Source organism: Alteromonas sp. ISO5, assembly GCF_058105165.1.
On the sequence record NZ_CM176572.1, the window covers coordinates 67,053 to 90,701 of the forward strand.

Genomic DNA, 23,649 nt, shown 5'->3' on the forward strand with positions numbered 1-23,649 from the left:
TTTTCGCTGTCACCGCGACATGGGTGCCACATTATATAATACCCGAGTATTTCACTCAACTATTCACCTGGGACGTTTATACTTTCTGCCAAACCGAATCTGATGCCTGCCTGGCGCAGCAACGTGGCGCTTTGTGTGCACTGAAATCTGGGGGCCGCAATCTTGCCTGAATATTGACTTAACTGCAATCTTAGCGGCTCCGACTTAGGTCTGAATGACGCTCTGAGGCAGGGCTAACCCGCCTGTCTGACCTCACGCAATGTTTTTACTGTTTCTATTACTCTCTGCGCAGCAAAACGGATGTCATCTTCACTGGTAAAACGACCGACAGAAAAACGCAATCCTGCGTGCGCTAATGCTGCATTCCGACCCAGCGCCGTTAACACATAGGAAGGCTCCATGCTGGCCGAGGTGCAGGCAGAGCCGGTAGAGATTGCAATATCATGCAGTCCCATCACCAGACTTTCACCCTCTACCCCACCAAAACTAATATTGATAATGCCAGGCACGCGTTGGGTGAGGTGCCCATTTAAGTGCACATCCTCAAGTCGACTGACTTCCTCCCATAACAATTCGGTATACTCACGCAATCTTATAGCTTCTTCATTCAGCATTTGACCCGCAAGCTCACAGGCCTCACCAAAACCGACAATTTGATGCGTGGGTAGCGTACCAGAGCGCATACCGCGCTCATGGCCACCGCCATGGATTTGCGCGGCAATTTGCACTTTCGGGCGGCGGCGAACATACAGCGCACCGATCCCTTTCGGGCCATAACACTTATGCGCGGAGAAAGACATTAAATCCACAGGCAGGACGGTAAGATCGATAGGCAGCTTACCCAGACTCTGGGCGGCATCAACATGGAAATATATCTGATGCTGGCGACACAGCTCGCCAATAGCGGCGATATCCTGGATAACGCCTGTTTCGTTATTCACGTGCATAACCGACACCAACACGGTGTCATCGGCGATGGCCTCTGCCAACTGCTCAACCGATATTAACCCATGGGCATTGGGCACTAATACCGTAACCCTGACACCTTGGGCGGCAAGAAACTCAACCGTATCAAGCACCGCTTTGTGTTCGGTGGCCACAGTAATAACATGCTGCTGGTGATTATCGGCGGCATCTACCACACCTTTAATCGCAAGGTTATCAGACTCTGTGGCCCCGGATGTAAAGACAATTTCGCGGGGATCGCAATTTACCAGATCAGCAATTTGATTACGCGCTACATCAACAGCTTCTTCAGCCACCCAGCCAAAACGGTGGGAACGTGAAGCTGGGTTGCCAAAATTGCCTTCCGTAGTAAGGCACGCAGCCATTTGAGCTGCAACCTGAGAGTCTACCGGAGTGGTAGAAGCATAGTCTAAATAAACGGGAGTACGCGTCATGATCTGTCTTTATAACTGAATACTAACCTGAATTTTACCGTCAACCGGCATCTTGTGCTTGTCCTGACGACCAGCGACTTCTTGAACATCGCCTTTAGCCATCAATTCTCCAAGGCTTATGCCGTCAAGAAAGTGGCTGATACGATCGCTAAGGTCCTGCCAAAGGCTATGGGTAAGACACCGCTCGCCAGCCTGACAATCGCCCTGTCCCTGGCAGCGCGTGGCGTCCACGGATTCGTCCACCGCACGAATCACCTCGCCAATGGCAATAAGCTCAGCTGCCCGGCCCAGTTGATAACCACCGCCCGGCCCGCGCACACTCAATACCAGACTTTCTTTGCGTAAACGCGAAAAAAGCTGCTCTAAATAAGACAGGGATATTTCCTGTCTGGCAGAAATATCAGCCAGCGATACCGGCCCCTGCTTGGAATGGAGTGCTACGTCTAACATTGCCGTTACTGCGTAGCGGCCTTTTGAAGTCAGTTTCATAACCAAATACGGATAGTGAACAATAGCAAAATTGTTCCATACCTGAGTAAATTGGTCAAGTATAAAACCCTACTACTTACTCAGGTATTACGCTGTACACCAATACACTTAAGAACCAGTCGACTCAGGCGTCTAGATCTGCGGATCAAATTCGTCGTGACTAGCCTGTTTCGAATAAGGCACCACCGGCGAAATACCTGTGCTGGCGAAGTCCTCTGCAGTCATGGCACTTAGACGCTCTTTTGATACCTCTCCGCCCATGCTCTGAATAACCTGACACAATTCTTCAATGCGACCATCCATGGCATGGATATGCTCCACCATAATGCCCATGGCATTGGCGACCGGATCGGGATTATCAGAAGCCACCGCGTAAGCATCAAAGCCGTACTTTTTGGCAATGGCATTTCGCTTTTCTTTGCCTGTGTCGGTTTCTTTGGCTGGCTGCAGAATGTGTCCCGGAATACCAAGCACTGTCGTCCCTGGCGGTGCATCTTTTACTACCACCGAGTTACTACCGATTTTCGCCCCTTCACCAATGGTGATTGGACCCAACACCTTGGCACCCGCCCCTACAACGACGTTATTTTCGAGTGTCGGGTGGCGTTTACCGGCATTCCAGGTGGTCCCGCCCAGAGTAACACCGTGATAAAGGGTGACATCGTCACCAATATCAGCCGTTTCACCAATCACTACGCCCATGCCATGGTCGATAAAAAAACGCCGGCCAATGGTGGCGCCGGGGTGGATTTCGATTCCTGTCAGCCAACGACTGAACGTAGATAACGAGCGGGCCAGCCACTTAAATTGCAGCCGCCATAGCTTATTACTCACCCGGTGTAACCACACGGCATGCAATCCGGGATAGTTGGTAAGCACTTCAAAAGCATTGCGTGCCGCCGGATCGCGGTGGAAGACCGCTCTGATATCTTCTTTCATTCGGCTGAACATGGCTATTTCTCTGCTGATTTATCCACTGATGCCAGAATACCGCGTAAGATATTCAGCTCCTGAGACTCAGGACGGGCACGGTTAAATAAGCGGCGCAGGCGAGTCATGACAATCCCCGGATGATTTTCATTGATGAAACTGACTTTACGTAACGTCGATTCCAGGTGCACATAAAAGCGCTCAAGATCATCGTTTAACGGATATTCGGTCTCTTCGGCTGGGATCCTTTCTTTATTCAGGAATGCCATGCGAATTTCATAACACAGTGTTTGTACAGCAGCCGCCAGATTTAATGAGCTGTAATCCGGGTTGGCCGGAATGCATACGTGAAAATGACACTGCTGAAGTTCTTCATTGGAGAGGCCATTATTTTCACGGCCAAACACCAGTGCCACCGGGTAGTTATCCACCTCTTTTATCAGCTTTTCGCCACAGCTGCGTGGCTCCAGCATGGGCCAGCTTAATGTTCTGGAACGGGCTGATGTGCCCACTACCAGGCCACAGCCTGCCACCGCTTCTTCCAGTTTACTCACTGTTTTGGCATTAGCTAATACATCGCCAGCACCGGCCGCCAGCGCACTGGCTTTGCCATCAGGCGGGCTGACCGGATCAACCAGGTACAGATTACTTAAGCCCATGGTTTTCATCGCCCGGGCGGTGGAACCTATATTTCCGGTATGTGAAGTATTAACTAATACGATTCTGATATTTTCTAACATGCTTTAAACAGTACGGCTGTAAATGGCGCTGAGTGTAGCATACCGCTTACACATTCTCACCGCTTAGCTGCGTATTTCGTCTGTGATGGCATTGCATTGTGAAGTGGAACTGGTACACTCCGCGGCGTTTATTTTTTGATCTTTTACAATTGGTGGTTTTGTTATGCATCCGATGCTGAACATTGCGGTGCGCGCTGCGCGCGTGGCTGGCTCTATTATTGTCCGCGGTTTCGAAAATCGTGACGACCTGGTTAAACAGGTAAAAGGCACGAACGATTATGTTACCCAAATCGACAAAGAAGCCGAGATGGCGATTATTCACAAAATTAAGCAGTCGTACCCAGACCATAGCTTTTTAGGTGAAGAAAGTGGCGAAACTGCAGGCGTAAGCACCGAATTCCAGTGGATCATTGATCCCCTCGACGGCACCACCAATTTTATTAAAGGCATTCCGCACTTTGCCGTGTCGATTGCACTGCTTCATAAAGGCCGTCTTGATCAGGGCGTAGTCTTCGATCCTATTCGTGGCGAGTTGTTTACCGCTTCTCGTGGCCAGGGCGCGCAGTTAAATGGTTACCGCATTCGCGTCAGTAAGGCACGTGATTTATCTGAAACAGTCTTAGCTACCGGGTTACCCTTTAAAAACAAAACCCAGTATGCGGACTACGCCATTCGTTTAAATAAAATCTTCCATGACTGTGGTGATATTCGTCGTGCCGGTAGTGCAGCCCTGGACTTAGCCTACGTTGCGGCAGGCCGACACGACGGTTATTGGGAGCGTGGCATTAAGCCCTGGGATATCGCAGCCGGTGAACTGCTGGTTCGTGAATCAGGCGGTTTGGTAACTGACTTCAGCGGGAATAACGATCCACTCTATAAAGGCGAAATCGTCGCAGGTAGCGTTAAAGTGGTACAAGGTCTGGTTAAACATTTAAAATAAACCAATACGATACGATAAACGAATAGTAAAAAGGCCACTTTAATCAAGTGGCCTTTTTCGATTTAGTTTAGCTTATATTTCTAGCCGTTTAGTGAGGCCAGATACTCTTTGAATTCTTCGCCCAGACCAGGATGGCGCAGCGCATATTCAACGTTGGCTTTCATGTAGCCAAGTTTACTACCACAGTCATGGCTCTTGCCTTTCATGTAGTATGCATCAACCTGTTCTACCTTCATCAGTGAAGTGATGGCATCTGTTAGCTGGATTTCACCACCGGCGCCTGGAGGGGTGTATTCAAGCAACGGCCAAATTTCATGTGACAACACATAACGGCCCACTACAGCCAGATCAGATGGCGCTTCGTCGAGTGGCGGCTTTTCAACCATGTCATGAATCTTGGCAGACTCACCAGGCTTAATGCTGGCGCCTTCCAAATCAACAATACCAAACTTAGAAATGTTCTCTTGTGGTACCTGCTCTACCATCACCTGACTTACGCGATTAGTATTAAATCGCGCGACCATGTCAGCCAGATTGTCTTTTTTAAGATTGCTGGTGTAGTCGTCGATAATCACGTCTGGCAACACCACCGCAAAAGGTGCGTCACCCACCATAGGGTGAGCACACATAATGGCGTGCCCCAGTCCTTTAGCCGCACCCTGACGCACGTGCATGATAGTGACGTCTTTCGGGCAAATAGCCTGTACCTCTTCGAGCAACTGACGCTTAACCCGCTGTTCCAGCGTGGTTTCCAGTTCGAAAGAGGTATCAAAGTGGTTTTCGATGCTGTTTTTACTGGCGTGGGTAACCAGAATAATTTCTTTTAAACCCGCCTGCACACACTCGTTAACCACGTATTGAATTAGTGGTTTATCTACAACCGGCAGCATTTCCTTTGGAATTGCCTTGGTTGCTGGCAGCATTCGTGTACCTAGGCCGGCGACAGGAATCACCGCTTTTTTCACCTGACTCATAGTTTATGTCCTTTTATTGATAGTCCTCGACCAATGGCGTAGTAATGCAATCCGTATTCCGACATGATTTTCGGATCATACAAATTCCGACCATCGAAAATTAACGGAATGCTCAATTTTTCTTTGATTAGGTCAAAATCCGGTGCCCGGAATGACTGCCATTCTGTACAAATCACCAGGAAATCAGCACTCTCAAGCGCAGCCTCTTTCGTTCCGGTTAATTTAAGATCCGGGCGACTGCCATATATTCGCTGGGTTTCTTCCATTGCTTCAGGATCGTAAGCCTGCACCGTCGCCCCTTGCTCCCATAACAACTCCATCAGAACACGGCTGGAAGCTTCACGCATATCATCAGTATTCGGCTTGAATGACAATCCCCATAAAGCAATAGTTTTGCCTTTAAGGTCGCCATCGAAGTGGCCCGTGATATATTCAAACAGTTTTTCTTTTTGGGTGTAGTTAACTGCTTCCACTGATTCCAGTACTTTCGCCTGGTAGCCTACCTGATTTGCACTACGAATGAGCGCTTGCACATCTTTGGGGAAACATGACCCACCATAGCCGCAGCCAGGATAGATGAACTGGTACCCTATTCTGGGATCAGAACCGATACCACGACGAACATTCTCAATATCGGCGCCGAAACGTTCAGCCAGATTAGCCATCTCATTCATAAAGCTGATTTTGGTCGCCAGCATACAGTTGGCGGCATACTTAGTAAGCTCTGCTGAACGAATGTCCATCACGATGACTTTGTCATGATTACGGTTAAACGGCGCGTAGAGCTCACGCAGTTTCTTCTCGGCTTTCTCACTTTGAGTGCCGATAATAATACGATCTGGTCGCATACAATCATTGACTGCTGCGCCTTCCTTTAAAAACTCAGGGTTTGATACCACATCGAAGGTAACCGCTTTGCCCAGGGATTCCAGCGTTTCGGAAACCTTTGCACTGACTCTGTCTGCAGTACCAACCGGGACCGTAGATTTGTTAATGATGATCTTATGGTTTTGCATATGTGTGGCCACTGTTTCCGCCACGGCCAGCACATATTTCAGATCGGCTGAACCATCTTCATCTGGCGGTGTGCCCACAGCAATAAAAATTAGCTCTCCATGCTCGACCCCCATTTGGGCATCGGTGGTAAAGTCTACCCGGCCGCTGTCATAATTGCTGGTGACCAGCGGCGTTAATCCCGGCTCGTAAATGGGGATAAAGCCTTTTTTGAGGTTATCAACCTTAGCCTGATCCACATCCACACAAACAACGTCGTGGCCCACTTCAGCTAATACTGCAGCCTGTACCAGGCCCACATAACCAATTCCAAAGACTGTTACCTTCACTTGTTCCCTTCCTTCTAAAACTCAGCGGTACCTGTGTTAGTCAGGCATATTTAAAAATAAAACCAAAACATTAAAGCATCATGGCGTTAAAGGCTCAACAGAAAACTTATTGGTCAGCCTTGTATCGGCCAGCCCGCTTACGCAGGCCGTCCGTCAGCCCCTGCCACATATAGCGCCGACGTTCCTTGCTTTGCTCCAAACACCAACCGTTAATTACCCATCTGACTGGCAAGGCTACGCAATTCCTGATTTTCCAGTAGAGAGGCACGTAAGAGCGACGCAATAAAATGAGGATATTACGGTATTGATAATAAAGCCGGACAGGGCTGCCTACTTTAAACGTCATCCCCATTATGCGCTTACGGGACTCACCTTGTTTATGGCGTAATAAGGCTTGTGTATCGTTAATAATCCGGTAACCCTTGCTCCTGGCCCGCCAACACCACTCATGATCCACGCCATCTATGAATAATGCATCTTCCATCAAACCAATATCAGGAAGCACTGATAGCGGAATAATCTTTCCGGACGCGATAATTTGCTTGCTATGCAGAAAACCATATTCATCAGCTACCGCGCGCTGTACCGTTGCACGGACAACCTGTCCATCAAACTCGCTGACGATAGTGGGGCCATAAGCAGCGAGGTCCGGATATCGCGACTGAGCCTCGATTACCCGCGGCTTGACAGTTTTCAGCAACGGTTCGGTAAGGTGACTATCCTGATCAAGCAGCATGGCATAGTCACGCCCCTGCTGTTTGGCTAATAACAAACCAATATTTTGCGCCTGGGCAATACCAGCGTTTTCAGGACAGTGTCTGAATTCAACTGAAGATGACAACCAATCCTGGTGAGCCTGCGGAGAATTATCCACAATAATAACCTGCCAACCATTAGCCTCCAGCAATCTGATATTGTTGAGCAGGATATGATGCTCAGGATGAAAGAGAATGATAATGGCTGAAAATTTCAATGCTTTATTATTTTTTCTAGTAGATGCCGGTCGAGCTTGTAAGCCATCTTTACTACCCCGGATGGCATCATCCGCAGGCCTAATACCATGCAGGCATAAAAAAGATTGTAAGGTGTCAGGCGTTTAAGCCAGCGCATCGCACGAAAGCGTGCTCTGAACTCATTTAATGACTTTATCAGCCCACGGCGCTTATAAAAATCATTCACCCGCCGAAAACGCAGCAACTTATCTTTTAGATTACAAAAAATGTAGCCAGCCGCGGCGAGTTCTATCCAGAGGAAATAATCCTGGGTATTTTGCAGCGCATCATCATAGCGATAGCCATCCGTAAACACCTTGTAGCGAATACATACCGTGGGGTGATTAATAGTGCACCGGCGTGGTAATAGACGTGTGATTTGGCGATTGGTCTGTGGCATTACCCGCGCTCCCACCTGATTGTTTTGCTCATTAATTTCAATCAGGCCGGTGCCTAAAATGGCAACGTGCGCATGTTTGTTAAGATAGGTTATTTGCTTTTCAAGCCGGTTAAGTTCTGAAATGTCGTCGGCATCCATGCGAAAAAAATACTGCGGTTTTAACGACAATGACCAGTCGATAGCGAAGTTCATACAGGTTGCCAACCCTCTGTTGGCGCTACCTTCAATGATCACTAGCCGTTCATCGTCCTCAGCATGCTGCATGATGACCGCCAGAAGTTCAGGTGTAATATGCCCGTCTATAACGATGACGTAAAGAAAGTCGCTGTAGGTCTGCTGACGAATACTGGCAATTGCCTGGTCTACCCAGTCCGCGCAGTCCTTTTCGTATACCGCCATAGCAACAATAGCGGGGATTTCATGCACCCGGTAGTTGCTGTGTTTAATTGAAAAGTTGGGGCTCAAGGTAAAATCCGGCTATCGACAGTAACGCGAAGTGTACCGGATTTTACAGCAATTATGCACCATTGTGATGCAATTTATGCAGGTAGCAGGCGGTGTTTTATCGCCCGGGAAAACCGTATGATTTTCCAGATATTCATGATTGCAGCGCTGTATATCACTAACAAGGCCATGAATCCCCAAAACATGATATAAGCGGGTACCTGATACACCTCACCGAGGATACCAATCAGGCAATATCCTGCGCCCATCAGAAGAATGGCAACTAGCGAGCGGCGAGGGCTAAACCCTGCCCGCATAAAGATATTATGCAGGTGCTTACGATCGGGTTTTAGCACCGACTGACCTTTTCTTGCTCGTCTGAACATAATGGCTGCCATATCCATCAGTGGCAAACCAATTAACCAAACACCGGTAATAGGGCGTAACGATGCGCCCGGTCCCTGAGTATGATCAACCAACAACCAGACAATGGTAAGACCGACAAACATACTGCCGGCATCACCCATAAATATTTTATTACCTTTAAAACCTTTGAGGCTAAGGTTAAACGCCAGAAACGGTACTATGGCTGCAATAATAACCAGCGGTTCCATAATGGCAGCACCGTTGTCTGACAACAGCAGCAAACTAACGACGCTCAACAGTACAACAAGACTCATGCCGCCAGCCAGGCCATCTATACCATCAATCATGTTAATGGCGTTGATTACCCCCACCACGCATACCAGCGTGAAGAAATAACCGGCAAGACCTAAATAGACTGAACCAAAGCCAAAAATATCACCAAGCGAAGTAATGTAGTTTTGTGCACTCCAGGCCATAATGGACGCTACACCAAACTGACATACCAATCGTCCTTTGGCACTTAAGTCAAAGCGGTCATCAAGCATACCGAGCAGCACAATAAAAGCCGACGCGGTAAAAAACAGCGGATTATTTTTCATCCACACGTCAGTTAGTACACTGGCTACCAGTACTGCGACAAAAATAGCTACACCGCCGGTCAATGGCACAATGCCATTGTGGCGTTTTCTATATGATGGCTGATCAACAAGCCCAAACTGATGGGCCAGGGGTGTCATCACCACCAGCAAAATCAATGCAACAAAAAATGCTGTAAATAACGGAATAAACTGCAGATAGTCCATCATGCCTTACTTTTCTCCACAGAATCCTTACCCACCTGTGTTCTCACGCCCACACTACAAACAGGAAAATCCATTTAATTACTAACTCCATTGAGAATATCGTCGAACCTATACATGGCGACACCAGCCGCCAGAGGCTTCGTGGAGAGGTCACTATAATCACCCGATATAATAGTAAACATTCGTATAACTGACTAGCCCCAAATTAAATTTAAATCTAAACGCACATTTTTTACCCAACCGGCATAGTTTCTGTTTAAAGTTTACCCAGGCGGGTAATCAGTGCATGCCTTTTTGCTTGGTTATGTTATGCTACCAGCACTTTTTAAATGGACGTATTACAGCTAGGCAATGAGAAGACAAGTTATATTATCCGCTCTACTTTTCAGCACTATGACAATGCTGGGATGTGTGTCACAACCTCAGAGTGTCAAAGCCAATCTGCCACTGGTTAATCCAAGCTTTACGCATCACCTCAGCGATACAGGCACCGGTTTACAGGAAAGTGAAGCAAAAGCTATTCCAGAGTTAAACATCAATGCCAATCAAGCCATTGTTATCGACGGAAATAGCTACGCAGTTTCCGACAGTTATATCTCTGCCATGGGTAACCAATGTTATCGGCTGAAACGTCAGGGACGTTCAGGCTCAACGGAAGTTCGCCCCATATGTAACAATCAAACGTACTGGCTGCTATACCCAGCGTTGGTTTTTAGTAACACCCTATAAAGGTTTAATTCGCTTATGCGTATCTCTATTTGGTTAACGCTTACGGCTTTATCGCTATCGCCTTTCAGTAACGCCCAGGCACAAACAGCTGAACAAATTCAACAAATTCAACAGCAACTGAGTCAACGCGGGGCCAACAACTCAGCATCGGCCAACACCGGTAATACAGGCGTCAGCCCTTTACAGCTGTCAGCTTCCCCTACCTTGCAAAGCAACAGTCAGACTGGTACCCGGCCAAGCTCCGGCCAGTATAGTACGCAGCCCCGCAATGGCCTGGTATTACCAGGCGAGCCGACCATGGATATGGTTTTTCCCTTGCAGGAAGCCATGGAAAATCCCCCATTCGCGGCAAACTTATTTGTCGGTGGTTTTGAATCAGAACGCACGAACTCGGTGAACCCAAATTATCTGGTTGCGCCCGGCGATCAGATCTCAATCTGGCTTTGGGGCGCGGTAGATTATTCCGACGTAGCAACCGTCGATAGTCAGGGCAATATCTTCATTCCCAATATTGGTCCGGTAAATTTGTTAAACGTGCCGTCCAGCCAGGTAAATGCGACAGTAACCAGAAGCATCAAACAGGTGTATACCAATGATGTGAATGTTTATGTGAACTTACTGACGGCCACGCCGGTATCAGTTTACGTCGCAGGGCCGGTATTAAGACCAGGCCAATATGCCGGTCAGGCAACTGATAGTCCGCTTTATTTTCTCAAGCGTGCCGGCGGCGTTGATTTTCTGCGCGGCAGCTTCCGCAAAATCGATATTTTACGCGCCGGCGAAGTCGTTCATTCGATTGATTTATACAATTTTGTTACCGATGGCGAATTGCCGGCTATTTCGTTTCAGGATAAAGACGTAATTCTGGTTCGCCCTATCGGCCCAACTATTACAGTCAGCGAGGGAGCACGAAACAGCTTCACTTTTGAGTTAAGGCCTTCAGACTTAACCGGGGAAGCTTTAGTTGATTACGCAAAACCCGGCGACTTTATCAGCCACGTTTCTGTCAGTGGCTTGCGTGATGGCGCCCAATTTGCCCGCTATGTCCCGCTGGTTGATTTTAAACTATTTAGTTTGCGCCCTGGCGATCATGTCGAATTCAAGAACGACTATGAAGTACAGATTTACCCGATTAATGTAGCAGGCAGTTTCCGCGGCGCCTCAAGAGTCATGGTATCCAAAGGTGCTCGCTTACATCAGGTTCTGAGCAATATTGAGATCGATCCGAACCTGGCGGACTTTAAAAATGTGTATTTGTTACGTGAAAGTGTCGCCGATCAGCAACAATTAATTATCAATCAGGCGTTGGATCGCCTCGAGAGGAGCATTTACACCGCGCCGGTGCGCTCTACCGGTGAAGCTTCTATTCGCGTACAGGAAGCTCAGTTGGTAACTGACTTTATCGCCAGAGCCAGACAGGTGAAACCTCTGGGTAAAGTGATCATTGCCGAAAACGACAACGTGGCAGACATTCTGCTGGAAGAAAACGACACCATTGTTATCCCAACCAAAACGGATTTGGTGCATGTCGGTGGTGAAGTGTTAATGCCGCAGTCAGTCGTATTTAATCCAGACGCGGAACTTTCAGATTACGTTGCCTGGGCCGGCGGTTTCAGTGAACGAGCGAATGACGCCCGCATTCTGGTCATCCGCGCTAATGGTATGGTCGACTTCTATGACGTTGATGATAACTCTGATGTAGCAGCCGGCGACCAGGTCATCGTGCTACCAAGGGTTGATGCGAAAACGTTGCAGGCTGTAAAAGATATCACTCAGATCATCTACCAGATTGCTGTGGCGGCCAACGTAGCACTGAACTAATGTCTGATATTGTAAGCGTCTCATTTCGATCTCAACTCAAAGTATGGAAAAGTGTTTGTTTTGCACTTTTCCTGCGAGAGCTTAGGTCCCAGTTTAGCGACAGACTAGGCTTAACCTGGGGTTTTCTCGAGCCCTTTGCTTTCATATTTGGTTTATCTTACATAAGAAGCCTGGTTCGTGAAGGAGATGCTCACGGCATACCTATCTTCATATTTATGTTGATTGGTATGGTTGCCATCCAATCGTTTCTGCAACCTTTTACAAAAGTCGCCAGTGCATTTAGCAAGAATAAGCCACTATATGCTTTCAGGCAGGTTCAGCCAATATCAGCGCTGTTGGTGTCAGCATTTGTTGAATATACAATAAAAGTTATAGTTATTGTGCTGGCTATGCTAACTATTTACCTACTTGGGGTAACCTTCCCGGTTCATGATCCATTACTACTGTTTTTGTTGTTTCATCTCCTCTGGATTATGACAATAAGCATGGGTTGCATATTGGGCATCGCTTCTTCATATCTACCCGAAGTCAAAAAGATCGTAGGCATATTCACCCGACCTTTATTTTTTATCTCCTGCGTATTTTTTAGCTTGCAGGATATCCCGGTCGAATACTGGCACTGGTTTACCTGGAACCCATTGGTGCATTTTATAGAACTTGGCCGTTATGCGTGTTTTGAGTCTTACGGTGATCGCGGCGTTAGCCTCCAATATGCCTTTCAATTTACTCTGATCGTCTTTTTCTTCGCTGTGTCATTATACCACCTGTCCTGGAAAGGATTGTTATCACGATGACGATTCGTTTAATCAACCTGACTAAGTCATACCCAAGCCGATTGGGTCCTCAGTATATTTTTAAAAATCTCAATTTTGATTTTCCGACTGAAAATAATGTGGCCATTCTGGGTAAAAACGGCGCCGGTAAATCAACCCTGTTTCGTATGCTGGCAAAAAGTGAATATCCCGACAAAGGTCAGATTTATACTAACAAATCCATGTCATGGCCGGTTGCTTTAGCGACGGGGGTGCATCCACAAATGACCGGGCGCGAAAATGCCCGGTTTATCGGACGCATAAATGATGTAAAGAATTTACAGTCATACGAAGAAGCCGTGCAGGATTTCGCCGAAATAGGTAAAAGGTTTGATTTACCGGTTAAAACCTATTCGTCAGGTATGCGTGCAAGGTTGGTTTTTGCTTGTTGCGTTAATATTCATTTCGATATTTATCTTATAGATGAAGCAACCTCGGTGGGCGATCCTAAATTTCGTCGCAAGGCCAGAGAAGCACTGGAAATCAAAGCCAAAGAAGCGGGCCTTATTATGGTCAGCCACGAAATGGATCAAATACGCGAATTTTGTACGTCAGCCATCATCATAGAAGACGGCCAACTTAATTACTACAGTGACCTTGAAGAAGGTATCGCAGCCTACATGGAATAAATGAGCAAAACAAAATGAAACATATGCTAGATAATCTTACCGCTCAAATTAAAAAGCGCCCTATACTTTTGGTGGTTATCCCTTGGCTGCTATACGCGGTATATCTGACGTTAATTGCAACGCCAAAGTATGAAAGTACCAGCCAGTTAGTCGTCAAATCGGCTGACGGTGCCAACAGTTTCGATCCCTCTTCTATGTTAATGAGTAGTGTAACGGGCGTGTCCAGTACCAATGACAGTCAATTGGTTGTTGCCTTTGTTAAATCTGCTGACATGCTTGATTACCTTGATGAAACGATCGGACTGCGGGAGCACTATACCTCATCAGCAGGCGACTTTATTAGTCGGCTTTCCTCGAATCACAGCGAAGAGGATTTTCTCAAATATTATCTCGCTAACACTGAAGTGGTTATCGATTCAAACACAAGTGTAATCGAACTCTCCGCCAGAGCCTATGATCCAGCCTATGCACAGCTAATCAGTCAGACCATAGTGAAGCGTGCCGAACTGTTTATAAACCAGATAAGCAATAACCTGGCGAAGTCACGTCTTGCCTTTGCACAAAGTGAACATGACATTGTCGAAAGAAAATTGCAGGACGCAAAACTGGCCCTTATCGACTTTCAAACCAAATACAACGTCTTGGACCCCAACGCAGAAGGGCTTGCCATTCAACAAATCGCCTTTTCTTTAGAAGCGACACTGGCTCAGAAAGAAGCGGAGCTGAACACGTTAAAGAGCATTATGTCTGATTCTGCCCCGGAAATTATTTCGCTCAAACGTCAGGTTCGGGCACTTGAACAGCAGATAAGCAGCCAAAAGACCAAAATCAGTGATGCCCATAACGGTGAAGAAAAACTATCGATAAATCAACTGATGGCTCAGTATTCAAACCTGCAGGTTCAGGCCGAACTTGCCATGCAGGCTTACGGCTCGTCACTAATGACTCTTGAAAATGCCCGGGTGGATACGTATCAGCAAATACAGCACCTGGTCACCATTGAATCACCAACGCTACCCGATGAGGCCGCCTACCCTAAAACAGTTTATAACCTGGTTTTGATTGGCGTTATGCTCATAATGGCTTTCATTGCAGGTCGCATTATCATAGCAACGATCAAAGAGTTGTAAGTCAAACGCTACAATCAGATGCTAACCAATTCCCCCCACTAGCAGCGCTTTAACTAACGCCGCTTGTGTCGGGAATCATCCTCTAGTATAAGAGGGATAGCCAGTGTACAAGCAGCTCCTGTCTGCAGACTGTGCACCCTGACTATAATAATTTTAAATAAAAACTATATGGAACTCTGTTGTGACAACAAAAACTTCTAACGACACCAGCTTTTTCGGCCACCCGGGTGGCCTGTTAACGCTATTTTTCACCGAAATGTGGGAACGCATGAGTTATTACGGTATGCGCGCCCTGCTGGTAATTTTTATGACTATGACCTTACAGGAAGGCGGTCTGGACTTTACCAAAGATAATGCCTATGCCATTTATGGCCTCTATACCGGCGCAGTGTATTTTATGGGGTTATCCGGTGGATGGATTGCCGATCGTCTGTTGGGCGGTCAGAATGCGGTCTGGTATGGCGGCATAACCATCATGATTGGCCATATCATCCTGGCTATCCCAAGCACCAACACATTCTTTATTGGTTTGATCTTTGTGGTACTGGGTACCGGCCTTCTGAAGCCAAATATCAGTGCTATGGTTGGTCAGCTTTATGGCGATCAGGATACTCGTCGCGACAGTGGCTATACCATCTATTATATGGGTATCAACCTGGGTTCCGTAATTGGTAACCTGGTCTGTGGTTATCTGGCCACTAACTGGGGCTATCACTACGCTTTTGGTGCGGCAGCAATTGGTATGGCTGTCGGCCTCATTCAGTATCGGATGACCCAGTACAAACTGGCTACCATTGCAACCGGCCCCACGGTGAGTATGTCTGCTTCAGGTATCCGCAACAGCTGGGTAGGCGTATTAATCTTTTTAGTCAGTCTGGCAGTGGTAACATTTTTAATGAGCACTGGTGCGCTGGTTATTGATGTAGTAAGCGTAGCAACTTCTGTTGCTTATATTTTCACTGCCATATTCGTTATCTACTACGCCGCCATCTTCTTTTTCGGTAACCTCGACAGTGCCGAAAAGAAACGGATGATTTCACTATTGCTCATCTGTGTTGCGTCGGCATGTTTCTGGGCGGGCTTCGAACAAGCCGGCTCATCGCTCAATATCTTTGCTCACGAAAATACCGAACGTCTGCTGGGAAGCTTTGAAATCCCAACCGCCTGGTTCCAGTCGTTGAATGCCATTTTTATTATCACTCTGTCACCTTTCTTTGCGGCACTGTGGATTAACCTTGGTAAAAAGATGCTCGATCCGTCCTATGGCATGAAATGTGCGATTGGTATTTTAATTATGGCCAGTGGTTTTATCGTGATGTTTTTCGCTGCGCAGGCAGCCGCCAGTGGCCTGAAAGTCGCACCTTATTGGCTGGTTGCCACTTACTTCCTGCATACCGTGGGCGAACTCTGCTTGAGCCCGGTAGCGTTAAGCGCGGTAAGCAAACTGTCACCGAAACGTTTCGCCGGTCAGATGATGGGCTTGTTTGTATTAACTTACTCTATCGGAAACGTTATTGCCGGCGTACTGGCGGGTGCCTTTGGTGGCGAAGAGTCTGGTGATTTAAGTGGATTGTTCTCATTTATTGTTCAGTTCACGGTAAGTATCGGCGTTATTGTCTTCCTGGTGGCTCTGTTTACCCGTAAATGGGAAAAGCCAGAACAAAAAAGCGCCTGAGCGATGTAGAAATCAACAGCTAATTGTTAGCCATAAAAACGCCACTGGTGGTAAGCTAGTGGCGTTTTTTTATGAGTAAGACAGGTAAAGATGAAGTTATACCTTACAACGAGAAGTATTCCGTGTTTAGCTGGCCAGCCTCTGGCAGAACGTATGCGTCGCCTTGAGCGGGCCGCAAAAAAGCTCACAGTTCCCGAGAAGACCCTGCTGAACATTCTTAAGCTGCTGGTCATCGTACCGGCTTTTACACTACTCCTGCGGGTCGCAGCAGACTGGACATCACTTCTGTGGGCGTTGCTGGTTTTCCTGTTGTATCCCATTATCGTGAAACCTGTACAATACTCACTAAGTGCTAAATATTTAGAATCGTTGTCAAACAAGGATAAGCAATGAAAACAATACTTGTCACCGGCGGGGCTGGCTATATCGGTAGCCACACCGTATTGCAATTACTGGAAGCGGATTATCAGGTGGTGGTATTTGATAACCTCAGCAATGCCTCAGAAGAATCACTCAAGCGCGTATCAGCCTTAACTGGTAAAGCCATTACCTTTGTGCAGGGAGATATCCGTAATACTGAACAGCTCGATGAGGTATTCACGCACCATGACATCGATGCCGTCATTCATTTTGCTGGCTTAAAAGCCGTTGGTGAATCAGTTCAGAAGCCACTGGAATACTATGAAAACAACGTCTACGGCTCGGTAGCGCTGTGTGATGTGATGCGTAAGCACAATGTCAAAAACATCGTTTTCAGTTCATCGGCTACCGTTTATGGCGATCCGGTTTCGTTACCGTTACGTGAAGATATGGCCACGGGCCAGCCAACAAACCCCTACGGTACGTCCAAGTTAATGGTAGAGACCATTCTGACCGATCTGTATCAATCAGATGAAGCTTGGAATATCGTATTACTGCGTTATTTCAACCCCGTGGGAGCGCATCCCTCCGGTCAGATTGGCGAAGACCCGAATGGCATCCCAAACAACCTGATGCCTTACATCTCCCAAGTCGCGTCAGGCAAGCTTGAGCAATTAGCGGTTTTTGGTGACGACTACGACACCCCGGATGGCACCGGTGTGCGGGATTATATCCATGTAGAGGATTTGGCCAATGGCCATTTGAAAGCTATTGAACGTCTTAGCCTCAATATGGGACTGGATATTTATAATCTGGGTACCGGCCAGGGGTTTTCAGTACTGGAAATGATTAAAGCCTTCGAAAAAGCCTGCGGCAAACCTATCAATTATAAAATTGCACCGCGTCGCTCGGGTGATGTAGCAGCCTGCTATGCTGATCCAACCAAAGCGGCGACCGAGCTAAATTGGAATGCGCAGAAGACCCTCGAAGATATGTGTAAAAATGCCTGGCACTGGCAGTCGCAAAATCCGCAGGGCTATAACCACTAAAATAACAAAGGCGCTTTATGCGCCTTTGTTTTAGCTATCTAATTATCCGTTTCGGCATCGAGTGGCTCACTTTCCAGATCCACATCATCAAATAGTGCCTCAAATTCGTCGAACTCTTCGGCTTCTTCTTCATCTGGCTGCGTGTCGAGGTTTTTGCCATCGGTCACCCGAAACTCGAGATTCTGAAAATAGATGTTTTTAACCTGCTCGTAAGGGTCCCTGGCGTTTTCGATCTGACCCTCCTGGCCAAGTAACTGAGCACGGGCTTCCAGAGCACCTACCGTAAATCTCAATACATTGAGGTTGCCGGTCATCAGCGTCATTGGAAAATAAAGATTATCAACAATATCCCCGGTGAAACTACGTGGATCGCTTGGCCCCCTGGCGGGTATCATTAAAAACGGTCCGCTTCCTACGCCCCACTTACCCAGGGTTTCACCAAATTCTTCTTCCTGACGCTGCAACCCCATGGCACCCGCGACATCAAAGAAACCCGCAATACCTACTGTGGAGTTGATAACAAAACGGGTAAAGCTATCGAAGGATGGCCCTACCTTTCCCTGCAAAAGGTTATTTAGCATATTAGCAGGCTCCCCAAGGTTTTCTACCGCATTAGACAGACCGGTTCTGGCAAACCCTGGAACTACGGTGACATAGGTCGTTGCGGCAGGACGCAGCAGATACTTATCGAGGATTTCCCAGTTAAAATCCCATACTACGCGGTTAACACTCTCCAGCGGGTCGCGTGGATCAGAGTATTCCGATGACGCACTGGCAGTATTTGCCGGCGCGTCAACCTCAGCTTGTTGCTCGGCATTATTACTGGCGCAACCTGAGATAAACAAAGCACCAGAGAAGAAGAGAAATAACGAAAAGCGACGTATAGATAATGTCACATTAATTCCTTGTTGATTACGATGGTTTGATCGATAACTTTACCGTTTGCCACTGCAGCCTCCATAGTGCCCTCAAGATCGCCAGGTTGAGCAGGTGCTTCCTGATCCTTCGAGATACGGGCAATCAGGCGGGCTGTCGAAAGCTGCTCCAATGAATAATTGGGCGCCATGGCATTCTCGCTGGTTAACGTCACCGTTAACGGTAAATTCTCTAAAGGTAACCTTAACACCGCAGCCGGCATACGGTTATCACTGTTCGCATCCTGGGCAAACACAAATAAAAACCCGCTATCTGGTAGATTTGATACCAACTCTTCGCTGATCTCTACAGTCAGGTTAAAACCGGTAACTGCCGCTTTTGCGGCTTGCACTCCATTCAAACTGTCGAGACGCTCGGATAGCTGCATAGCGATAGGACTGTCAGCAGGTAACTTACCTTCCAGCCTGGCCAGACTATCGGCTAATAGCTCCTTGTCGCCTAGCCGCCCCGCCACGACCGCCTGCATCAGTACCAGGTTATCATTTTGTTGTTGTCCCTCAAGCAGCGAGGCTAATAATCGCCGGGCGTTTTCAAGCTGCGTTTTATCATCGCTCATCATCAATGCACGGGCATAAGTCATGCGCACGTTTTCGTCATCAGGTGAGAAATGCAGCGCTTTCTCCAGTGCCGCGTAGGCTTCTTCTGTCTGACTCAGGGCCATCCAGATGCGGCCCAGATACATCCAGCCCTGACCGTCTTCAGGGTTTTCCTGCAAGCGTTTACGGATAGCCAGCGTTAACTGCTGAAAATCCTGCGGCGTGAAGTTTTCGCCTTGACCATCAGCTAGCTTGGCACTGAGCTTAGGTAACGCATCAAGCGCAGCCTGAGCATCCTGCAAATGATTAATATTACTGGCTTTGAAATAAGCAAAGCCACCGACGAGCAACGCTAATAAAGCGCCACAAGCCAAGACGAAAGAAGCGTTTGCCGAACCTTTAGACTCTGCCTGCTGCTCCTCTACCAAGGAAATCTTAATTTCGTCACTGGCCTGGCGCATATCCGGCTCACTAAGCAAGCCTTCGTCGACTTCTCGCTGCAATTCCTTTAAACGCTCTTTGACCACGGCAATGTTAGCCTGGGTCAGGTTTTCCTGTTCCGGCCGCTGCTTCAGCCAAGGTAAACCAACCAGCAGGACCAACACGGCTACCAGTACAACGACAGCCCCAATAAACATCCACGACATTACTTCTCACCCTGCTTTAACATCGCCTCAGCTTTGGCCAACTTAGCGGCCATATCTTCCGGCGGTGTCGACTTGCGTCGAACGATAACCATCACAAACGCCAGTAAGGCGAATAACACCGGCGCCAGCCATAACCACATGGTCACCGGCGTTACCGGTGGCTTATAGCTGATAAAATCGCCGTAGCGGGTTTTCATGTAGTCAATCACTTCATCACCGGTTTTGCCCTGTCTCACCAGGTTATATACCTTACGGCGCATATCATGGGCAATCATTGCGTCAGAATCGGCAATATTCTGGTTCTGACACATTGGACAGCGAAGCTCTTCGGTTAATGACAGAAATAGCTGGCGCTGCTGCGGCGTATCAAACTCATAGCTATCCTCAGTCGCCACAGCCGATGCAGAGATAAGTAATAAGACCGTCAGAATTACTGTTTTCATTCAGCTGTATTCTCCTGCGCCATTTCCTGTTGTAACTGAGCGTATAACGGGCCAATTTTATTGTTCCAGACACGTTCGTTGATATCGCCAATATGGTGCATGCGGATCACGCCATTATGGTCGATAAGGAAATGTTCAGGAGCACCGGTCACGCCCAGGTCCAATGCGGTATCACGGTACACATCGAAAATATGAAACTGGTAAGGATTACCAAACCGGTTGGTGATCTCTTCGACTTCCTGTTGCACGCGGTTTAATGTTTTAGTGCCAAACTCCGGATCAAGATCCTGGTCAAAATACAAGCCAACAATGCTGATCCCTTCTTGCTCAGTGAGCTCGGTCAGATAGGGTAATTCCACGGCACAGGTTACGCACCACACACCCCAGACATTCAGTAGGGTCACCTTCCCTTTGAACACTTCAGGCGTATAAGTCGTTTCGGGATTCATCAGATCCGGCAGCGAAAAAGCAGGCATGGGTTTGCCTTTAACCTGGGAGTCGAGTTCTCTGGGATCAGAAAACAAGCCGCTGAACAAAAACACCACCAGCACCAGAAACGCCAGCAGCGGCACGCCAAAAATCATTAACTTTTTCATGCTTTAGCCCCCTCGCTGCTTGCTACACTGCGCACCGCAGTTCGCACTTTAGCGACTTTAGCCATGCGATAGCGTTTATCACTCATCGAGCAAATCCCGCCAATAGCCATGATTACAGCTCCAGCCCAGATCCAGGTCACAAAGGGTTTGATATAAACCCGTATCGCCCAGGCACCATCGTCGAGGGGCTCACCCATGGCAATAAACAAATCCCTGAACAGCGTCGAATAAATACCGGCTTCCGTCATCGGCATACGCTGTACCAGGTACAGGCGCTTCTCGGGCTCAAGATGTACCAGCTTGTCACCCGACTCGTATACATCAAATATACCCACATCCGCAGTATAATTTGGCCCGGTTCGCTGCTCTACCTTGCGAAAGGCAAATTCATAGCCTGACAAGGTGACTGACTCGCCCGGCATCATCCGAACATCTCTTTCCACTTCATAATTACTGACCAGAGTTATGCCAATCAGAGTCACAGCGAAGCCCAGATGGCCAAGGATCATCCCCCAGTGACTGGGCGTGAGCTTACGTAGTCGTTCAAAAGCACTGAGGCTGGTATCCATGGCGGACACCCGTTGTACCACTTCTAAAGTCGTGGTGATCAGAATCCAGGCGCTCAGCACCAGTCCCAGTGCAGCCATGTAAGTTGGAGCATCGTAGGTATAGTTAATTAAAACCCCGGCGCTTACGCTTAAGCCAAAGGCAAATAGTAACGTTTTTTGTACCTGTGACGCCGGTTGATGCTTCCAGCGGGTCAATGGACCAAGGCCTAAAAACAACACAAAGGGTACAATCAGCAGCGTGAACATCTGATTAAAAAATGGGGCGCCTATGGAAATAGAGCCCAGCCCAAGCTCTTTGTGTATCAGCGGTAATAAAGTCCCCAGCAAAACAACCAGTGTTGCCGCACACAGGAACACATTATTGCCCATCAGCAATACTTCACGGGAAAACAGCTGGTAACGGCCCGGACTCTTTAATTGCTGAGCACGCAGTGTATACAGTACTAAACTAAAGCCGGTTAATAGCACCAGAATGCCGAGAATAAATAGTCCGCGGGCCGGGTCGCTGGCAAAGGAGTGTACCGAGACAATCACGCCGGAACGCACTAAGAAGGTGCCCAGTAAGCTTAACGAGAAGGTGGCGATTGCCAACAGCACCGTCCAGGATTTGAAGGCTTTACGTTTCTCAGTTACCGCCAGGGAGTGCATTAATGCAGTGCCCACCAACCAGGGCATAAAGGAAGCATTCTCTACCGGATCCCAGAACCACCAGCCCCCCCAGCCAAGCTCGTAATAGGCCCACCAGCTTCCTAGAGCAATGCCTACAGACAGGAAACTCCAGGCGGCAATCACCCATGGCCGGGACCATCTTGCCCAGGTAGAGTCCAGTTGACCGGAAAGTAATGCAGAAACCGCAAACGCAAAAGCCACTGAGAACCCTACATACCCCATATAAAGCATGGGCGGGTGAATGATCATGCCAAAGTCCTGCAGCAATGGGTTAAGATCGCGGCCATCCACCGGGAAATAAGGCAACATGCTGTCGAAAGGATTGGACGTCAGCAGAATAAACAAATAGAAACCAACGGAAACCATACCAAGTACTGCCAGTACACGCGCAATCATAATTTGCGGTATACCGCGGCTAAACAAAGCAACGGCCACTGTCCACAGTGACAACATCAGCACCCAGAGCAAAAACGAGCCTTCGTGCCCGCCCCAAACGGCCGTGACCTTATAATACACCGGCAAACGGCTGTTAGAATTCTGTGCGACATAATTGAGAGAAAAGTCGTCGGTGATAAACGCATAAACCAAACAGCCAAACGCAAGGGCAGTAAAACTGAACATGGCGATAGCCAGCGGGCGCGCCGTACCAATCATAGCGTTGTGCCCTTTGAACGCTCCCCATAACGGGTAGACTGACAATAAAATAGACGCTACCAGCGCCAATGCGACCGCAATATTACCTATTTCGGGGATCACGAGCCTGTATTTCCTTGAATGGGGTTAACATGCTTAATACCTTTCATTTTCTCAGCAAGTTCTGGCGGCATATATTCTTCATCGTGTTTAGCCAACACTTCCTCGGCCTCAATAACGCCGGATTCCAATAGTATACCAGTAGCAACAATGCCCTGCCCTTCACGGAACAAATCAGGCAGGATACCGGCATAACGCACTGTCACCTGCGGACCGGTATCGATAAGATTAAAACTGACCGCTAATGATTCTGAATCCCGACTCACAGTGCCCGGGACCACCATACCGCCAATTCTAAGGCGCTGACCGACCGTAGGTTTCACCCCTTCCTTGCCTTCGACAATTTCAGAGGGCGTGTAGAACAAATCAATATTGTCGGTTAATGCGAATAGCATAAGCGTGATCGCACCAACAATCAGTAAACCAATGCCACCAACGGCCGCGAGTCTTTTTTGTCGTCTTGGATTCATACTG

At 47.9% G+C, this 23,649-nt stretch carries 24 protein-coding genes; 9 read left to right on the forward strand and 15 right to left on the reverse strand.

Annotation, left to right across the window (positions count from 1 at the left end; genetic code table 11):
• Positions 1–233: 233 nt before the first annotated feature.
• The 4 genes from AC2T0J_RS00295 to trmJ all read right to left on the reverse strand — a co-directional run bounded on the left by AC2T0J_RS00295 (position 234) and on the right by trmJ (position 3,559).
• The gene (locus tag AC2T0J_RS00295; RefSeq protein WP_489808213.1) at positions 234–1,400 is read right to left on the reverse strand and encodes an IscS subfamily cysteine desulfurase; all 1,167 of its coding nucleotides are present in this window, start codon (positions 1,398–1,400) and stop codon (positions 234–236) included.
• Between the two features lie 9 nt (positions 1,401–1,409).
• Complete coding sequence (gene iscR, locus AC2T0J_RS00300) at positions 1,410–1,889, reverse strand: Fe-S cluster assembly transcriptional regulator IscR (RefSeq protein ID WP_489808214.1); 480 nt, start codon at positions 1,887–1,889, stop codon at positions 1,410–1,412.
• A gap of 132 nt (positions 1,890–2,021) precedes the next feature.
• Positions 2,022–2,840: a serine O-acetyltransferase gene (cysE, locus tag AC2T0J_RS00305; RefSeq protein ID WP_489808215.1), complete on the reverse strand. Its 819-nt coding sequence runs from the start codon at positions 2,838–2,840 to the stop codon at positions 2,022–2,024.
• Positions 2,841–2,842: 2 nt separating this feature from the next.
• Entirely contained in the window at positions 2,843–3,559 is a 717-nt protein-coding gene (gene trmJ, locus AC2T0J_RS00310) for a tRNA (cytosine(32)/uridine(32)-2'-O)-methyltransferase TrmJ (protein WP_489808216.1), read from the reverse strand.
• Between the two features lie 163 nt (positions 3,560–3,722).
• On the opposite strand from trmJ, the gene suhB reads away from it, so the two are divergent.
• On the forward strand, positions 3,723–4,499 hold the full coding sequence (gene suhB, locus AC2T0J_RS00315; protein ID WP_489808217.1) for an inositol-1-monophosphatase: 777 nt from the start codon (positions 3,723–3,725) through the stop codon (positions 4,497–4,499).
• Between the two features lie 80 nt (positions 4,500–4,579).
• On the opposite strand, the gene galU is transcribed toward suhB, so the two are convergent.
• The 5 genes from galU to wecA all read right to left on the reverse strand — a co-directional run bounded on the left by galU (position 4,580) and on the right by wecA (position 9,824).
• Positions 4,580–5,473 carry a UTP--glucose-1-phosphate uridylyltransferase GalU gene (galU, locus tag AC2T0J_RS00320; protein ID WP_489808218.1) on the reverse strand — a complete coding sequence of 298 codons (894 nt, stop codon included), beginning with the start codon at positions 5,471–5,473 and terminating at the stop codon, positions 4,580–4,582.
• Complete coding sequence (locus tag AC2T0J_RS00325) at positions 5,470–6,816, reverse strand: UDP-glucose dehydrogenase family protein (protein WP_489808219.1); 1,347 nt, start codon at positions 6,814–6,816, stop codon at positions 5,470–5,472. Before AC2T0J_RS00325 ends, galU begins: the two co-directional genes overlap by 4 nt.
• Positions 6,817–6,922: 106 nt before the next feature.
• Entirely contained in the window at positions 6,923–7,789 is an 867-nt protein-coding gene (locus AC2T0J_RS00330; RefSeq protein WP_489808220.1) for a glycosyltransferase family 2 protein, read from the reverse strand.
• Positions 7,786–8,673: a glycosyltransferase gene (locus tag AC2T0J_RS00335; protein ID WP_489808221.1), complete on the reverse strand. Its 888-nt coding sequence runs from the start codon at positions 8,671–8,673 to the stop codon at positions 7,786–7,788. Before AC2T0J_RS00335 ends, AC2T0J_RS00330 begins: the two co-directional genes overlap by 4 nt.
• A 74-nt stretch (positions 8,674–8,747) precedes the next feature.
• On the reverse strand, positions 8,748–9,824 hold the full coding sequence (gene wecA / locus AC2T0J_RS00340; RefSeq protein ID WP_489808222.1) for a UDP-N-acetylglucosamine--undecaprenyl-phosphate N-acetylglucosaminephosphotransferase: 1,077 nt from the start codon (positions 9,822–9,824) through the stop codon (positions 8,748–8,750).
• A gap of 408 nt (positions 9,825–10,232) precedes the next feature.
• Here wecA and AC2T0J_RS00345 point away from each other — a divergent pair, with 408 nt between their 5' ends.
• The 8 genes from AC2T0J_RS00345 to galE all read left to right on the forward strand — a co-directional run bounded on the left by AC2T0J_RS00345 (position 10,233) and on the right by galE (position 18,026).
• The gene (locus AC2T0J_RS00345; protein ID WP_489808223.1) at positions 10,233–10,550 is read left to right on the forward strand and encodes a hypothetical protein; all 318 of its coding nucleotides are present in this window, start codon (positions 10,233–10,235) and stop codon (positions 10,548–10,550) included.
• Positions 10,551–10,565: 15 nt separating this feature from the next.
• Positions 10,566–12,371 (forward strand): polysaccharide biosynthesis/export family protein, encoded by a 1,806-nt coding sequence (locus AC2T0J_RS00350; protein WP_489808224.1) that lies wholly within the window; start codon positions 10,566–10,568, stop codon positions 12,369–12,371.
• On the forward strand, positions 12,371–13,165 hold the full coding sequence (locus AC2T0J_RS00355) for an ABC transporter permease (protein WP_489808225.1): 795 nt from the start codon (positions 12,371–12,373) through the stop codon (positions 13,163–13,165). The genes AC2T0J_RS00350 and AC2T0J_RS00355 overlap by 1 nt, the downstream gene beginning before the upstream one ends.
• Positions 13,162–13,812 carry an ABC transporter ATP-binding protein gene (locus AC2T0J_RS00360; RefSeq protein ID WP_489808226.1) on the forward strand — a complete coding sequence of 217 codons (651 nt, stop codon included), beginning with the start codon at positions 13,162–13,164 and terminating at the stop codon, positions 13,810–13,812. Before AC2T0J_RS00355 ends, AC2T0J_RS00360 begins: the two co-directional genes overlap by 4 nt.
• Before the next feature lie 14 nt (positions 13,813–13,826).
• Positions 13,827–14,942: a KpsE/RkpR family capsule polysaccharide export protein gene (locus tag AC2T0J_RS00365; protein WP_489808227.1), complete on the forward strand. Its 1,116-nt coding sequence runs from the start codon at positions 13,827–13,829 to the stop codon at positions 14,940–14,942.
• 181 nt (positions 14,943–15,123) lie between these two features.
• A complete protein-coding gene (locus AC2T0J_RS00370; RefSeq protein ID WP_489808228.1) occupies positions 15,124–16,617 on the forward strand; it encodes a peptide MFS transporter in 1,494 nt (497 codons plus the stop codon).
• Positions 16,618–16,707: 90 nt separating this feature from the next.
• Positions 16,708–17,010 carry a DUF6170 family protein gene (locus AC2T0J_RS00375; protein ID WP_489808229.1) on the forward strand — a complete coding sequence of 101 codons (303 nt, stop codon included), beginning with the start codon at positions 16,708–16,710 and terminating at the stop codon, positions 17,008–17,010.
• Entirely contained in the window at positions 17,007–18,026 is a 1,020-nt protein-coding gene (gene galE, locus AC2T0J_RS00380; RefSeq protein ID WP_489808230.1) for a UDP-glucose 4-epimerase GalE, read from the forward strand. The genes AC2T0J_RS00375 and galE overlap by 4 nt, the downstream gene beginning before the upstream one ends.
• 38 nt (positions 18,027–18,064) lie before the next feature.
• Here galE and AC2T0J_RS00385 read toward each other — a convergent pair whose 3' ends face one another.
• The 6 genes from AC2T0J_RS00385 to ccmE are packed head-to-tail and all read right to left on the reverse strand — an operon-like array spanning position 18,065 to position 23,645.
• Positions 18,065–18,922, reverse strand: a complete 858-nt coding sequence (locus AC2T0J_RS00385; protein WP_489808231.1) for an MlaA family lipoprotein — start codon at positions 18,920–18,922, stop codon at positions 18,065–18,067.
• A complete protein-coding gene (ccmI, locus tag AC2T0J_RS00390) occupies positions 18,919–20,145 on the reverse strand; it encodes a c-type cytochrome biogenesis protein CcmI (protein WP_489808232.1) in 1,227 nt (408 codons plus the stop codon). Before ccmI ends, AC2T0J_RS00385 begins: the two co-directional genes overlap by 4 nt.
• Positions 20,145–20,588 (reverse strand): cytochrome c-type biogenesis protein, encoded by a 444-nt coding sequence (locus tag AC2T0J_RS00395; RefSeq protein WP_489808233.1) that lies wholly within the window; start codon positions 20,586–20,588, stop codon positions 20,145–20,147. Before AC2T0J_RS00395 ends, ccmI begins: the two co-directional genes overlap by 1 nt.
• Positions 20,585–21,184 carry a redoxin family protein gene (locus AC2T0J_RS00400; protein ID WP_489808234.1) on the reverse strand — a complete coding sequence of 200 codons (600 nt, stop codon included), beginning with the start codon at positions 21,182–21,184 and terminating at the stop codon, positions 20,585–20,587. The genes AC2T0J_RS00395 and AC2T0J_RS00400 overlap by 4 nt, the downstream gene beginning before the upstream one ends.
• The gene (locus AC2T0J_RS00405) at positions 21,181–23,178 is read right to left on the reverse strand and encodes a heme lyase CcmF/NrfE family subunit (protein WP_489808235.1); all 1,998 of its coding nucleotides are present in this window, start codon (positions 23,176–23,178) and stop codon (positions 21,181–21,183) included. Before AC2T0J_RS00405 ends, AC2T0J_RS00400 begins: the two co-directional genes overlap by 4 nt.
• On the reverse strand, positions 23,175–23,645 hold the full coding sequence (gene ccmE, locus AC2T0J_RS00410) for a cytochrome c maturation protein CcmE (RefSeq protein WP_489808236.1): 471 nt from the start codon (positions 23,643–23,645) through the stop codon (positions 23,175–23,177). The genes AC2T0J_RS00405 and ccmE overlap by 4 nt, the downstream gene beginning before the upstream one ends.
• Positions 23,646–23,649 lie beyond the last annotated feature (4 nt).

Coding starts and splice junctions, on each gene's coding strand:
- AC2T0J_RS00295 (WP_489808213.1), bottom strand. CDS start 1,400: ATGACGCGTACTCCCGTTTATTTAGACTATGCTTCTACCACTCCGGTA.
- iscR (WP_489808214.1), bottom strand. CDS start 1,889: ATGAAACTGACTTCAAAAGGCCGCTACGCAGTAACGGCAATGTTAGAC.
- cysE (WP_489808215.1), bottom strand. CDS start 2,840: ATGTTCAGCCGAATGAAAGAAGATATCAGAGCGGTCTTCCACCGCGAT.
- trmJ (WP_489808216.1), bottom strand. CDS start 3,559: ATGTTAGAAAATATCAGAATCGTATTAGTTAATACTTCACATACCGGA.
- suhB (WP_489808217.1), top strand. CDS start 3,723: ATGCATCCGATGCTGAACATTGCGGTGCGCGCTGCGCGCGTGGCTGGC.
- galU (WP_489808218.1), bottom strand. CDS start 5,473: ATGAGTCAGGTGAAAAAAGCGGTGATTCCTGTCGCCGGCCTAGGTACA.
- wecA (WP_489808222.1), bottom strand. CDS start 9,824: ATGATGGACTATCTGCAGTTTATTCCGTTATTTACAGCATTTTTTGTT.
- AC2T0J_RS00350 (WP_489808224.1), top strand. CDS start 10,566: ATGCGTATCTCTATTTGGTTAACGCTTACGGCTTTATCGCTATCGCCT.
- AC2T0J_RS00355 (WP_489808225.1), top strand. CDS start 12,371: ATGTCTGATATTGTAAGCGTCTCATTTCGATCTCAACTCAAAGTATGG.
- AC2T0J_RS00360 (WP_489808226.1), top strand. CDS start 13,162: ATGACGATTCGTTTAATCAACCTGACTAAGTCATACCCAAGCCGATTG.
- AC2T0J_RS00365 (WP_489808227.1), top strand. CDS start 13,827: ATGAAACATATGCTAGATAATCTTACCGCTCAAATTAAAAAGCGCCCT.
- AC2T0J_RS00375 (WP_489808229.1), top strand. CDS start 16,708: ATGAAGTTATACCTTACAACGAGAAGTATTCCGTGTTTAGCTGGCCAG.
- galE (WP_489808230.1), top strand. CDS start 17,007: ATGAAAACAATACTTGTCACCGGCGGGGCTGGCTATATCGGTAGCCAC.
- ccmI (WP_489808232.1), bottom strand. CDS start 20,145: ATGTCGTGGATGTTTATTGGGGCTGTCGTTGTACTGGTAGCCGTGTTG.
- AC2T0J_RS00395 (WP_489808233.1), bottom strand. CDS start 20,588: ATGAAAACAGTAATTCTGACGGTCTTATTACTTATCTCTGCATCGGCT.
- AC2T0J_RS00400 (WP_489808234.1), bottom strand. CDS start 21,184: ATGAAAAAGTTAATGATTTTTGGCGTGCCGCTGCTGGCGTTTCTGGTG.
- ccmE (WP_489808236.1), bottom strand. CDS start 23,645: ATGAATCCAAGACGACAAAAAAGACTCGCGGCCGTTGGTGGCATTGGT.